Source organism: Kitasatospora sp. NPDC094019 (assembly GCF_044764505.1).
Taxonomy (GTDB): domain Bacteria; phylum Actinomycetota; class Actinomycetes; order Streptomycetales; family Streptomycetaceae; genus Kitasatospora.
Genome location: NZ_JBIWIF010000021.1, coordinates 88,579 through 100,460, shown reverse-complemented (window position 1 = coordinate 100,460; position 11,882 = coordinate 88,579). Strand labels below are relative to the sequence as shown.

Genomic DNA, 11,882 nt, shown 5'->3' with positions numbered 1-11,882 from the left:
GCGCCGGTTGGAGGGGTCCCGTCCAGCCCCGGCCCCGGCCCGTCGTTCGCTTATCGCCCGCTTTAGCAGCGGCTTTACCGGGCCTGCCGAGACTTGGTCCACCCGAACCGGAAGGCGTAGGACATGACAGAGCAACGAGCACACGTCGTCGACATCGGCAGCGTCGAGCCCATCACCTGGGGCGACGAGACGGGCCGCTGGCTGCTGCTGGGGGAGGACACCGGAGGGCTCTACTCCTTCTTCGAGGTGACCACCCCTCCCGGCAGCGGCCCGCCGCTGCACATCCACCAGGAGATGGACGAGTCGTTCTACGTGGTCGAGGGCGAGTACGAGTTCCAGCTCGGCGACGACTTCCACAAGGTCGGCCCGGGCTCGATGGTGTACGGGCCGCGCGGTCTGCGTCACGCCTTCGTCAACTCCGGGGACCGGCCGGGCCGGATGCTCTGCGTCGTCGCGCCCGGAGGCATCGAGTCCTGGTTCCGGGAGCTCGGGCAGCTGCTGGCGGAGCAGCGGCCGCCGGACTGGGACCGGATGCAGGAACTGGCCGACCGTCACCGGATCACCGGGTTCCGGCCCAAGGGCGGCCCGTCCCGCCGGCCGGGTGAGGCATTCGGCGACGGACCGGTCGGCCCTCCCGTCGTCGGGCGTCCCGGTGGCGGTCCCGGTGGTCCCGGTGGCGCGCCCGGAACGGGGCGCCCGGCCGGTGGGAACCCCGGTCGGGGGTAGCGGCGATGGCCCAGGACTCCGCGACGGTCCTCGCGGAGACGGTCGCGGGCGCCGCGCTGGTGCTGGTGGCGGGATCGCTGCTGATCCCGCTGCTGCGCCGGTTGCGCCAGCCGCCGGTGATCGCCGAGATCCTCGCCGGCATCCTGCTCGGCCCCAGCCTGCTCGGGCTGTTCCCCGGTGACCTGCCGGCGGCGCTCTTCCCGCCGGGGGTGCGCACCAACCTGTCGGCGATCGCCCAGGTCGGCATCCTGTTCTTCATGTTCCTGATCGGCTGGGAGGCCGACCTCGGGCAGATCCGGGCCCGCCGCAAGGCGGTCCTGGGGATCTCGCTCTCCGCGATGGCGATCCCGTTCGGACTCGGTGCCGCGCTCGCGCTCCGGCTCTACGACGGCCACCGCACGGTCGCCGGCCACGAGGTGGCGCGTCCGGCGTTCCTGCTCTTCGTGGGCACCGCGATGGCGATCACCGCGTTCCCGGTACTGGCCAGGATCATCCAGGACCACAGGCTGCAGCTGACCCCGGTGGGCATCCTGGCGCTGGCCAGCGCGGCGGTCGGCGACGCCGTCGCGTGGTGCATGCTGGCCGTGGTGTCGATGGCGGCGGCGACCGGCGGCTCCGGCCACCTGGTCACCGTCGTGGCCGGGTCGGTGCTGTACGGCGCCGTCCTGGTGGGCGTGGTACGGCCGCTGCTCGGGCGGTTGGTGACCAGGATGACCAAGGACGGCGTGGTGTCACCGCGGCTGCTGCCGGTGATCGCCGCCGGTGTCCTCGCGGCCGGGTACACGACGCACCGGATCGGACTGGACGCCATCTTCGGCGCGTTCACCTTCGGTCTGGTGATGCCGCGCGGCACGCTGCGCTCGCTCAAGGCGGCGGTGGGCGTGCCGCTGGAGCACTGCACGACCCTGCTGCTGCCGATCTTCTTCATCGCCACCGGCCTGTCGGTGGACGTCACCGGGCTCGGCTCGGCGGGCCTGCTGGAGCTGGCGGCGGTGATCGCGGTCGCCTGCCTCGGCAAGTTCGGCGGGACACTCGGTCCGGCCCGGCTGTCCGGCCTCTCCTGGCGCGACGCCGCGGTGCTCGGTGTGCTGATGAACACCCGCGGGCTGACCGAGCTGATCATCCTCAACGCGGGTGTGCGGATGGGCGTCCTGGACACCCGGATGTTCACCATGATGGTGCTGATGGCGCTGGTCACCACCGCGATGGCGGGGCCGTTGGTGCCGCGCCGGGCCTACGCCCGGGACGACACGGCGGACGGCGCGGACGGCGCGGAGGCTGTGGACGGCGCCGAAGGTGCGCGTGGCGCGGACCCGTCGGGTCGTACCCCGGCCGCCGTCCTGGAGAAGACCCCATGATCCGGCCGGCGTGCCGCGCCGCCCCCCGCCGCGGCGCGCCGGCCCCACGGAACGGACGGAGACACCGACATGCCCTACCCCTACCAGCGTGCGCTGGTCACCGGTGCGTCCAGCGGCATCGGCGCGGCCTTCGCGGAGGAACTGGCCCGCCGCGGCGCCGCCGTCGTCCTGGTGGCGCGCCGCGAGGAGCGGCTGAAGGAACTCGCGGCCCGGCTCGGCGAGCGGTACGGAGTCGGCACCGAGGTGCTGGCCGCGGACCTGGGCCGGGAGGAGGACCTGGCCGCGGTGGCGCGCCGGGCCGGGGACCGGGAGCGGCCGGTGGACCTCCTGGTCAACTGCGCCGGGTACGGCTCGGCCGGCCTGTTCGCCGACCTGCCGGTCGAGCGCGAGGCACACCAGATCCGGGTCAACCTGGTCGCCCCCGTACTGCTGAGCCACGCGGTGCTGGGCCCGATGGGCCGGCTCGGACGGGGCGGGATCGTGAACGTCTCGTCGATCGTCTCGGTGCTGCCGATGCCCCGCTCGGCGGTGTACGGCGCGAGCAAGGCGTTCCTGGGAGCGTTCGGTGAGAGCCTCTTCCTGGAGACCGCGGCCAGCGGGGTGCACGTGACCACCGTGCGGACCGGGCTGGTGCGCACCGGGTTCCACGAGGCGGCCGGGGTGGACCCGGCGGGGCTGCCGAAACTGGGGTGGCTGGTACCGCAACGGATCGCGGCGGAGGCGCTGGACGCGGTGGCGAAGGGGCGGCCGTTCGTCACGCCGGGCGCGGCGTACAAGCCCCAGCCGTACCTGCTGAGCGTGATGCCGCGCCGACTGCTGCAGGCGATGGTCCGGCGGATGTACCGGGTGTGACGGACAGTCAGAAGTGCCGGAAAGCCGTCCAGCCGTCCAGCCGTCCAGCCGAATGGCTGGACGGCTGTCCTGCTGGACGGGCCGAGGGGGCGGACGGCCGGGGCCCCGTGTGGGCGGGTCCCGGCCGGTCCGGCGGAGGTGCTACGGCCGGGCGGCGGCGGTGGGACACGCGGGCGCGAGCCCGGTGTCCGCCGCCGCCTCGGCATCCGCGCGGGTGACCAGCCCGGCCTCGTGCGCGAAGATGATCACGCAGAGACGGTTGCGCAGCCCGAGCTTCTGCATCAGCCGCCGGATGTGGGTGCGGACCGTGTTGGCGCTCAGCCACAGCGCGGCGGCGATCTCGGAGTTGCTCAGACCCCCGCCCACCAGGGCGAGCACCTCCAGCTCGCGCCGGCTCAGACCGTCCAGCGCGGCCTGCGAACCGTGGCCGGTCACCCAGTGCACCGCCAGTCCGGCGCCCGGCAGCCGGCCGTCCGCGAAGAGTCCGCCCGGGAACACGGTGCAGCCGCCGGCCACCAGGGTCGCGCAGTCCGCGAGTTCACGATCCGACGCCGAGCTCAGGACGATCCCGGTGACGCCCAGCCAGATCGCCCCGGTCAGTTCCTCGAAGGGCTCGCCCACCACCAGAAGGAGCGGCGGCGGGGCCCCCGCGCTGCCGGACACGATGCGGCGGATCAGCCCGATTCCGGGTTGATCCGCCGCCACGATCACCAACTCCGCCTGTTCGAAGTCCAATTCGTCATGGGAGATCAGGGTCAGCCCGTCGACGGCCGAGACCCGTTCTGCCAGCGCGTCGCGTTTGTGCGAGTCCGCGCCCACGACCGCCACCGCCACCATCCGGTCATACCCCTTTCGGTTCGGGAACGCGGAGCCTCGCGGCGGAAGCCGTCGGGGGGCGGCGGTCAGGAGTCGGCCGGACCCCGTCGGAGTACGTGTTCAGTTCCGGGCGAGTGTAGGCGAAGGGCCGTCAAGGCGCGATCAGTTGGGCGCAGATCCGATCGACGCGCCGCGGCCGCGCAACCCGGCCTTCTCCAGCCGGGGGAGCACCTCGGCGGCGAAGTGCTCCAGCTCGCCGAGATAGTCGACGAAGGAGAGCGCGAGCCCGGTCACGCCGGCCCCGGCGAACCGGGCGATCGTCGCGACGATCTCGTCGGGGGTGCCCACCAGCGGGTGGCCGCCGTGGCCGGCGGCGAAGCGGGGCCGGAATGCGGCGATCTGCTCCGGGCCGAACGACTGTGGATTGATGCCCTGCCCGGCCATCACGGTGTCCACCCCGGCCCAGTCGGCATGGGTGTCGGCGTAGTACGCGAGGTACTCCTCGGCCTCGCGGCGGGTGGGCCGGCAGACCACGAAGGCGTTCGACAGCACGCCGACCGGACGGCCGCGGTGGGCCGTCGAGGCTTGCCGGGCCTCGTTGACCAGGGCCGATCCGCGGTCCGGATCGAACGTGGCGGTGAGCAGGAAGTCCGCGTTCCGGGCGGCGAACTCACGCCCGGCGGGAGAGACGGCGGCGTTGATCACCGGCAGCGGGCCGGCGGCCGGGCGCGGGCTGCCGTGCAGCCCGCGCAGCCCGGGGAAGAACTCGCCGTCGTGGTCGAAGGGTCGATCGCTGCTCCAGAGCGTCCGGACGATGTCCCACCACTCCTGGGCGTGCGCGTAGCGCTGGGCCGGGCTGCCGGGCAGGTCCAGCCCGAAGGCCGCGTACTCGGCCTCGTACCAGCCGGCCACGATGTTCAGTCCGGCCCGGCCGCCGCCGATCCGGTCGAGGGTGGCGAGCTGCTTGGCGGCCACCACCGGGTGCAGCAGGGCGCTGTGCACGGTCGCGAAGACGGAGATCCGTTCGGTGGCGGCGAGCAGTCCGCCCGCCCAGGTGATGGTCTCCAGGACGCTGTCGTGGAAGGTCGTCCCGGGCCAGCCGATCCAGCGGCCGACCGGGAGCAGGAAGTCGATCCCGGCCCGGTCCGCGAGCCGGGCCAGCGCCAGGTTGTCCTCCCAACTGCCCGACCAGCGCTCGTCGATCGTGGTGATCGCGAGCCCGGAGGAGGCGTTGGCGGCGAACAGGCCCAGCTTGAAGCCGCCGGTGTCCGCGGTGATCCCGTACCCCATGGTCCCTCCCTGCTTCGGCCGCCCGCCGGGCGGCGGTCCGGTCGCCGGCGGGGGCGGACGGGCGGCGGGGCCGACCGCTGTCGGCTGCCGCGCGTCCGCCCCGTGCCGGGGCCGGGTGCTGTGGTCGGTCGAACATTTCCACAGCGGGGTTAAGCCGGAATCAAAGCAGGCGGGGCGGACGCGCGAAGGGGCTTGCGGGCGGCGGCGGGGCGCAGGGGCTGCGGGGCGTACGGGCTGTGGCAGTGCCGTCAGCGGCCGGAGTTGGTCCAGGTGTCCTGGGCCTTGTACATCGGCTTCCAGACCGAGTTCATGACCAGTCGCAGCGGCGCCGGCATGATCGAGGAGATCTTCGCGACGGTCTCCGGGGTCGCCTCGTCGAGCACCCAGGGGAAGAACTCGGCCGCCCCCTTGAAGCCCAGGCTGTTGCGCTGGTCGAGCACGAAGGCTTTCCACTCCTTCTCGGTCAGGGCTTCCTGGACGTAGGGCAGGCCGTCCCGCTCCTCGTGGAGCAGGTGCGCGTCGAGCGCCGCACCGAGCGCGGCGACCGCCTCGCCGAGCTGTTCGGGCCGGGTGGCGTGGTCGGCCATGGCCCGCTCGACCTCGGCGAGCAGGGGGTCGATCAGCGTGTGCTCCTGCTCCAACTCCCGCAGGGTCGACAGCTGTTCGGGGCTGCCGGCCAGGCCCTTGGCCATCCGCGGCCAGAGGTCGCGGTCCTCGCCCTCGTGGTGGACGGCCAGCTGGGTCTTGAGGATGTTCCAGCCGGTCCGCACCCGCTTGCGGGCGACCGGGTCGGCGAGGTCCTTGCGGGCGGCGGCGCCCTCCAGTCGGCGGATGTCGCGTCGGAAGGCTTCGTGACTGACCAGCATGACGGTCAGGTCGACGTAGTTCTTCGCCATGGGTGGGTTCTCCCTTCGGTGGCCGCGAGGCGCGTTTCCGTGGGAATCATTAGCTACCTCACGAAGTATCTGGGCGGGAAGGTGTCCTGTCAAACCCGTTCGGGGCGGGGGCCACCGTGCCGTTCCGGTACTGACCGGGCGGCGGTATTGGTCGGGCGGTGGCGGTGGCGGTGGCGGTGGCGGTGGCGGTGGCGGTGGTGGCGGTGGCGGTGGCGGCGGTGGTGGTGGCGGTGGCGGCGGTGGTGGTGGCGGCGGCGGCGGTGGTGTCAGGCGGCCATGTGCGGTGCCGGGCGCGCGGGGGAGCGGCGCGCCCGGCCGTCGTGCGGACGTGCGATCAGGCCGGGCGGCGGCCCACCACGGCGGTGGCGTGGGCCGGCAGGTCGAGGACGGACTCGACCTCCAGGCCCGCCTCCCGCATCCATTCGGCGCACTCGGACGGCGTGTACTCGTTGCCCGCGGGGGACTGCAGCATCATGGTCAGGCTGAGCAGCAGGGTGTCGATCTCGCTGCGGGCGTCGTCGATCATCGGGTCGTAGACGATCACCGCACCGCCCGGGCCGACCCCCGCGGCGGCCTGGGCGATCAGGCCGCGCCGCACGTCCACCGGGCAGTCGTGCAGCACGTTGCCGAACACCACCACCTCGGCGGTGGGCAGCCGGTCGACGTAGAAGTCGCCGCCGTGGAAGGCGATCCGCTCCGTCACCCCGTGCTCGTCGGCCAGCTCGTCCAGGAAGGGCTTCATCACCGGACGGTCGAAGACTCCCCCGGACAGGTGCGGGTGTTCCGCCAGCAGCCGCGCCGCGAGGTTGCCCCGGGCGCCGCCGACGTCCACGAAGGACTTGTGCCGCCCCCAGTCGAAGCGTCGGGCCAGCTCCGGCCCGATCGCCCCGTTGAGGCTGTCCATCGCCGACAGGAACTGGCGCAGCCGCTCCTTGTCCCGGTAGATCTGGGCGAACGGGACCTCGGCCCCTTCCTGGCGGTGCGCCAGTCCGGTCCGCAGCAGGTCGGACAGGCTGTCCCACCCGGTCCCCATGAAGGCCGAGGTCATGGTCAGGAACCCGCCGACGTAGCCGGGTGCGCCGGGCACCAGGTTGCGCCCGGCCGCCGGCCCGTTGCGGTAGGCGCCGTCGACGCGCTCCAGCAGGCCCAGTGCGGTGAGCGCGTCCAGGAAGTCCGCCGCGGCCCGCGGGTGCAGCCCGAGTCGCTCGGCCAACTCCTCGACAGTGCCGGGCCGTTCGGCGAGTTCCTCGAACAGGCCGAGGTCCAGCGCGGTCATCATCAGCTTGCTCCGGACGAACGACCATCCGACCAGCATCACGTCGAACGCGTCGTCCAGTGCCACCCGGTCCGTGCCGGGGTTCTCCGTCGTGCCCATCACGATCTCCTTCGCTCGTGGATCACGCGGTCCACAGTCCGATTCCTTCGAGAGCCGTCCGGTCGGAGTCCAGCACCAGCTGGTGGACCAGGCGGAGGTCGTCACCCGGCTCGATGCCGAGCTCCTCGATCAGGCACTTGCGGGTGCCTCGGTACACCTGGAGCGCGTCCCCGCTGCGCCCGGAGAGGAACAGGGCGATCATCAGCATGGCCTGGAGGCGCTCGTTGAACGGGTAACGGGTGACCAACTCACGTAACTCCGCGATGAGTTCGCCGCGGATCCGGCCGAGTCGGAGCTCCAGGGAGATCCGGCTCTCCTGGACGGCCAGCCAGGATTCCTCCAGGCGCGAGGCCGCGCTCTGGAGCAGGAGGCCCTCCCGGAGGTCCACCAGCGGCGTGCTGTTCCACAGGCCGGTGGCTGCCCGGTAGTGCTGGAGCGCCACCTCCGGGTCGTCCAGTTCGTGGGCCGCCCGGGCGAGTGCCCAATGGCGGTCGAACTGGACCACGTCGATCGATTCCCGGTCCACCAGAAGGTAGTAGCCGGGTGCTTCGCTGACCAGGGAAACGCGATGGCGGGTGCTGCCGCCGTGCAAGGTCTTGCGCAATTGTGAGATGTACACGCGGAGTGCCTGCAACGCGGTTCGTGGCGGTCCCTGGGGCCAGAGTTCGTCGATCAGCGAATCGACCGGGAGGACCTTGTTGTGGTGCACCAGGAGCACTGCGAGCAACACCCGCAATTTGTGGGCCTGTGGCGTAAGAATACGCCCGTCGCCGTAGACCTGTAACTGTCCGAGCAGTCTGAATTTCATGCCGTGAGTCGTCCCCCGTTTCGATGTCAGTGGTGCGACCGGAGTTTCCTCATGGCACCGCCGAAGAAGACCAGTGGTGCGCCGTCGCGGTGCAGCAGGCCGATGTCCGCGACCCGGCCGATGACGATCGCGTGGTCGCCGGCCTCCACCTCGCGCACGACCTCGCAGGTCAGATAGGCCAGCGCGGCCGTGAGAACGGGACTTCGGCCCAGCCCCGGCAGCGAGTTCACCTTGAGGAAGCGGTCGCTCCCGGAGGCGAAGAGCGTCGAGATGTCCGCCTGTTGCTCGGACAGGATGTTCACCGTGAACGCCGATCCGACGTCCAGGGCGGCGAGGAAGGAGGATCTGGTGTGTACGCAGAAGAGAACCATCGGCGGGTCCAGCGAAAGGGATGTGAACGAGTTCACGGTCATTCCGTACAGTTCGCCGCCGACGTTCGTGGTGACCACGGCGATTCCGGTGGCGAACCGGCCGAATATCGCCCGGAGTTCGCGCTGGTCGATTTCACCGGAGATCTGTTCGGGTCTGACTGGTGCTTGTTTTTCCATGATTGTTCTCCCAGGTTGATGCCGAGAGATCATGGCGGGGACATGCAGGCCGGCGGCGCACCGGTGCACCGGGTCGACGGTGCGCGCGACAGGAGGGTTCCCCCGTTTCGGCGACGCCCGTGCGGACGGTGCTGCAGTGGTCACTCTGCGGACGCCCGGTGTCCCCCCACAACCGCGTCGTTGCGCAGAACCTATCGCGCGTCCGGAAGTCGGTATATCGACCCTCGGGATGAATCCGGGCTAGTCGTGGAGCGCGCAGTTCCGTTCGAGTACGCGTATTTCGGGGGGATCCACCCGGTTCGGGCGCGGCGCCATGGACAAGTTATCCCAGGGCCATGGGATGGAAATGTGATTCCGGTGGGCCGGGCCGGGGTGGACCGGGTCGAGGTGGGCCGGGCTGGGCCGGGCCGGGGTGGGTTCGGGTGGTGGCCGGCGTCAGAGCATGGCGGTGCCGCCGTCGACCAGCAGGTAGCCGCCGGTCAGGTAGGACGCCTCCTCGGAGACGAGGAAGGCCACCGTGTGCGCGACGTCCTCCGGGGTGCCGTTGCGCCGCACCGCCGTACGCGCCGCGTTGGCCGCGCGGACCGGCTCCGGGATGTGCGTGGCGAGCTCGCTGAGGATCAGCCCGGGTGCCACCAGGTTGACCCGGACTCCCGCCGGTCCCACCTCGCGGGCCAGCGTCCGGACGGCGGCGTCGAGGGCCGACTTCGCCATCGAGAGCGTCCCGAACCCCTCCGGGGAGCGCCGGGAGAGGGACGCGCCGACCGCCACCACCGCGCCCCGGCCGCGTTCGACCATGCCCGGGACGACCAGCCGTACCGGGTGGAGGAAGGCCCGCAGTTGGGCGCCGACCACCGCCAGGGCGTCCTCCGGGGCGGTTCGCAGCAACGGCGAGGGACGGCCGGCCCGGGCGCCCACGCCGATCGCGTTGGCCACCAGGATGTCCACCGGCCCGAGTTCCCGCTCGGCCCGTGCCACCAGATCGGCGGCCTGCTCGGCGTCGGTGACGTCCGCCCGCAGGGCGAGCGCGCGCCCGCCCGCCGCCTCGATGGCGGCGACGAGGGCCTCGGCGGCGTCCTTGTCGGTGTGGTAGTCGACGACGACGGCGGCGCCGCGCTCGGCGAGCAGCCGCGCGGTGGCGGCGCCGATGCCGCGGCTCGCGCCGGTGACCAGGGCGGTCCGACCGGTGAGCGCGGCGGCGCGGGCACCCGCACCCGTGGGGGTGCCGGTGCCCGCGCCGTCGTGGCCGGTCTCGTCGGTGCCGGTCCGGTCGGTGGCGGTTTCGTCGGTGCTGGTCCGGTCGGTGCTGGTCCGGTCGGTGCTCTCGGTGCTCTCGGTGTTTTCGGTGCTCTCGTGCCGCGGGTCCGGGTTCATGGGAGGTCCTTTCGTCCCCGCCCGAACCGGTCGGCGCGGGCAGGGTCCGTCAGTGGGCGGCGCCCGCCTGCAGGCCCCGCCGCAGCGGTAGCCGGAAGACGAGCAGGAAGACCAGCGCGTACACCGCGATCTCGTAGAAGAGGCTGCGGTCCATCGAGTGCGAGAAGTGCTTGCGGGTCGTTTCCTTCATGGTGTCGGCGACCAGCGCGGACACCGCCGGGTCACCGGCCTGGGCGGCCTGCCCGATCAGCGCGGTGCAGCTGGGCTGGATCCTGCCCGGGTCGTCGGCGCCCGACTGGTCCTTGAAGCAGGTGATCAGCCCGTCCTCCAGGGCCAGGGCGGTCTGCGGCGAGACCGACGTGGCGCGCAGCCGGTCGCCGAAGGAGGGGAGTTCCGCCCGGGCGGCGGCCGTCGCGTTGCCGCTGAGCAGCCCGAAGAAGATCGCCCCGAGCACGGCCACGCCGACCGCGTTGCCCGCCTGTCCCAGCGTGGCCTGGACACCGGACGCGGAGCCCGCGCTCGGCCCGGTGGCCTCGGCGAGGACGACGTCGTTCACGGTGGTCACGATCATGCCCAGACCGATGCCGACGATCACCTCGGCGGGAGTGAGCTTCCAGATCGTCAGGTCCGTCGGATAGGTGCGCAGGGTGTACATGAGCGCGACCATGCCCGCGATCATCACGACGGCGCCGATCTGCAGCACGATCTTGCCGAGCTTGGGCAGCAGCGGGATCGCGATGCCCGAGGCGAGGCCGGTGCCGAGGGCGATCGGCAGGAAGGCGAGGCCGGTCTTCAGCGCGGAGAACTGGTGGCCCGCCTGGAGTTCGATCGCGAGGATCAGGAAGACCGAGGACACGCCGGCGAAGCAGAGGAACTGGATCACCAGCCCGAGGCCGAAGGACCCGCCGCGGAACTGGGTGAGGTCGACCACCGGGGAGCCGCCGCGTTCCTGCAGCCGCCGCTGGTTGACCCAGAAGAGGAACAGCACCGGCACCGAGAGGCCGAGCAGCAGCCAGATCCACCAGGCCCAGTCGGCCTGCGGCCCCTGGATCAGCGGGAAGATCACCAGGGTGACCGCGAGGGTCCCCAGCAGCGCCCCGCGGATGTCCAGCCGGGTCCGTTCCGCCGCGCGCCGCTCCCGCAGCAGCCGCCAGGCGCCGACCGCCGCGAGCACGCCGATCGGAATGTTGATCAGGAAGATCGGCCGCCAGTCGGTGCCGAAGAGATCGAGGTCGATCAGCTCGCCGCCCAGCAGCGGTCCCGCCATGCCGGCGAGCCCGGTCACGGCGCCGAGCGCCCCGAAGGCGGCCGCGCGGTGCTTGCCGAGGAAGGTCACATGGATCAGCGACACCACCTGCGGGAACATCAGCGAGGCCGCCAGCCCCTGGATCAGCCGGAAGGCGACGATGAGCGGTCCGGACGTGGCGATGCCGCAGAGCAGCGAGGCCACCGTGAAGGCCGCCACGCCGTACACGAAGACCCGCCTCGCGCCGAAGATGTCGCCGAGCCGGCCGCCGGTCACCAGACCTGCGGCGAACGTGAGTTGGTAGCCCGCGAGGACCCACTGGACCTCCGCGTAGCTGGCGCCCAGGGAGTCCTGGATCTGCGGCGACGCGACCGTCACCACGGTGACGTCGAGCAGCTCCATGAAGGCGGCCAGCAGGATGACGGCAAGGCCCAGCCAGTCCCGGCGGGAGGGCGGCGGCGGTTCGGTGGGTGGTACGGGGGTAGTGCTCACGTCGGTGTTGGTCACAGCTGCTCCGATCGTTACCCAGGTCACACAACCATTAGCAGCCTAACGAATGAATTAAGCGACGGTCAACCGCCCGGGGCTGGTCA

Annotated in this window: 11 protein-coding genes; 3 read left to right on the top strand and 8 right to left on the bottom strand. The window is 71.9% G+C overall.

The genetic code is table 11. The features are described from left to right. Nucleotides 1–123 precede the first annotated feature (123 nt). The 3 genes from ACIQ9P_RS33265 to ACIQ9P_RS33255 all read left to right on the top strand — a co-directional run bounded on the left by ACIQ9P_RS33265 (nt 124) and on the right by ACIQ9P_RS33255 (nt 2,936). The gene (locus ACIQ9P_RS33265; RefSeq protein ID WP_402364750.1) at nt 124–726 is read left to right on the top strand and encodes a cupin domain-containing protein; all 603 of its coding nucleotides are present in this window, start codon (nt 124–126) and stop codon (nt 724–726) included. A gap of 5 nt (nt 727–731) precedes the next feature. Then, nucleotides 732–2,084 carry a cation:proton antiporter gene (locus ACIQ9P_RS33260; RefSeq protein ID WP_402364747.1) on the top strand — a complete coding sequence of 451 codons (1,353 nt, stop codon included), beginning with the start codon at nt 732–734 and terminating at the stop codon, nt 2,082–2,084. Between the two features lie 69 nt (nt 2,085–2,153). Next, nucleotides 2,154–2,936: an SDR family NAD(P)-dependent oxidoreductase gene (locus ACIQ9P_RS33255; RefSeq protein WP_402364744.1), complete on the top strand. Its 783-nt coding sequence runs from the start codon at nt 2,154–2,156 to the stop codon at nt 2,934–2,936. Nucleotides 2,937–3,077: 141 nt separating this feature from the next. Here ACIQ9P_RS33255 and ACIQ9P_RS33250 read toward each other — a convergent pair whose 3' ends face one another. The 8 genes from ACIQ9P_RS33250 to ACIQ9P_RS33215 form a co-directional block, all read right to left on the bottom strand. Beyond that, complete coding sequence (locus tag ACIQ9P_RS33250; protein WP_402364741.1) at nt 3,078–3,773, bottom strand: LuxR C-terminal-related transcriptional regulator; 696 nt, start codon at nt 3,771–3,773, stop codon at nt 3,078–3,080. Between the two features lie 141 nt (nt 3,774–3,914). Beyond that, complete coding sequence (locus ACIQ9P_RS33245; protein WP_402364738.1) at nt 3,915–5,042, bottom strand: LLM class flavin-dependent oxidoreductase; 1,128 nt, start codon at nt 5,040–5,042, stop codon at nt 3,915–3,917. Between the two features lie 248 nt (nt 5,043–5,290). After that, the gene (locus tag ACIQ9P_RS33240) at nt 5,291–5,938 is read right to left on the bottom strand and encodes a hemerythrin domain-containing protein (protein WP_402364736.1); all 648 of its coding nucleotides are present in this window, start codon (nt 5,936–5,938) and stop codon (nt 5,291–5,293) included. Between the two features lie 334 nt (nt 5,939–6,272). After that, the gene (locus tag ACIQ9P_RS33235) at nt 6,273–7,313 is read right to left on the bottom strand and encodes a methyltransferase (protein ID WP_402364733.1); all 1,041 of its coding nucleotides are present in this window, start codon (nt 7,311–7,313) and stop codon (nt 6,273–6,275) included. Between the two features lie 22 nt (nt 7,314–7,335). Continuing rightward, entirely contained in the window at nt 7,336–8,043 is a 708-nt protein-coding gene (locus ACIQ9P_RS33230; RefSeq protein WP_402364730.1) for a BTAD domain-containing putative transcriptional regulator, read from the bottom strand. A 104-nt stretch (nt 8,044–8,147) separates the two neighbouring features. Next, nucleotides 8,148–8,669: a flavin reductase family protein gene (locus ACIQ9P_RS33225; RefSeq protein WP_402364727.1), complete on the bottom strand. Its 522-nt coding sequence runs from the start codon at nt 8,667–8,669 to the stop codon at nt 8,148–8,150. Between the two features lie 435 nt (nt 8,670–9,104). Next, nucleotides 9,105–10,043 carry an SDR family NAD(P)-dependent oxidoreductase gene (locus tag ACIQ9P_RS33220; RefSeq protein WP_402364725.1) on the bottom strand — a complete coding sequence of 313 codons (939 nt, stop codon included), beginning with the start codon at nt 10,041–10,043 and terminating at the stop codon, nt 9,105–9,107. Between the two features lie 49 nt (nt 10,044–10,092). Further along, complete coding sequence (locus ACIQ9P_RS33215) at nt 10,093–11,781, bottom strand: MFS transporter (protein WP_402364722.1); 1,689 nt, start codon at nt 11,779–11,781, stop codon at nt 10,093–10,095. Nucleotides 11,782–11,882: the final 101 nt, after the last annotated feature.

Coding starts and splice junctions, on each gene's coding strand:
- ACIQ9P_RS33245 (WP_402364738.1), bottom strand. CDS start 5,042: ATGGGGTACGGGATCACCGCGGACACCGGCGGCTTCAAGCTGGGCCTG.
- ACIQ9P_RS33260 (WP_402364747.1), top strand. CDS start 732: ATGGCCCAGGACTCCGCGACGGTCCTCGCGGAGACGGTCGCGGGCGCC.
- ACIQ9P_RS33250 (WP_402364741.1), bottom strand. CDS start 3,773: ATGGTGGCGGTGGCGGTCGTGGGCGCGGACTCGCACAAACGCGACGCG.
- ACIQ9P_RS33235 (WP_402364733.1), bottom strand. CDS start 7,313: ATGGGCACGACGGAGAACCCCGGCACGGACCGGGTGGCACTGGACGAC.
- ACIQ9P_RS33225 (WP_402364727.1), bottom strand. CDS start 8,669: ATGGAAAAACAAGCACCAGTCAGACCCGAACAGATCTCCGGTGAAATC.
- ACIQ9P_RS33220 (WP_402364725.1), bottom strand. CDS start 10,043: ATGAACCCGGACCCGCGGCACGAGAGCACCGAAAACACCGAGAGCACC.
- ACIQ9P_RS33265 (WP_402364750.1), top strand. CDS start 124: ATGACAGAGCAACGAGCACACGTCGTCGACATCGGCAGCGTCGAGCCC.
- ACIQ9P_RS33255 (WP_402364744.1), top strand. CDS start 2,154: ATGCCCTACCCCTACCAGCGTGCGCTGGTCACCGGTGCGTCCAGCGGC.
- ACIQ9P_RS33240 (WP_402364736.1), bottom strand. CDS start 5,938: ATGGCGAAGAACTACGTCGACCTGACCGTCATGCTGGTCAGTCACGAA.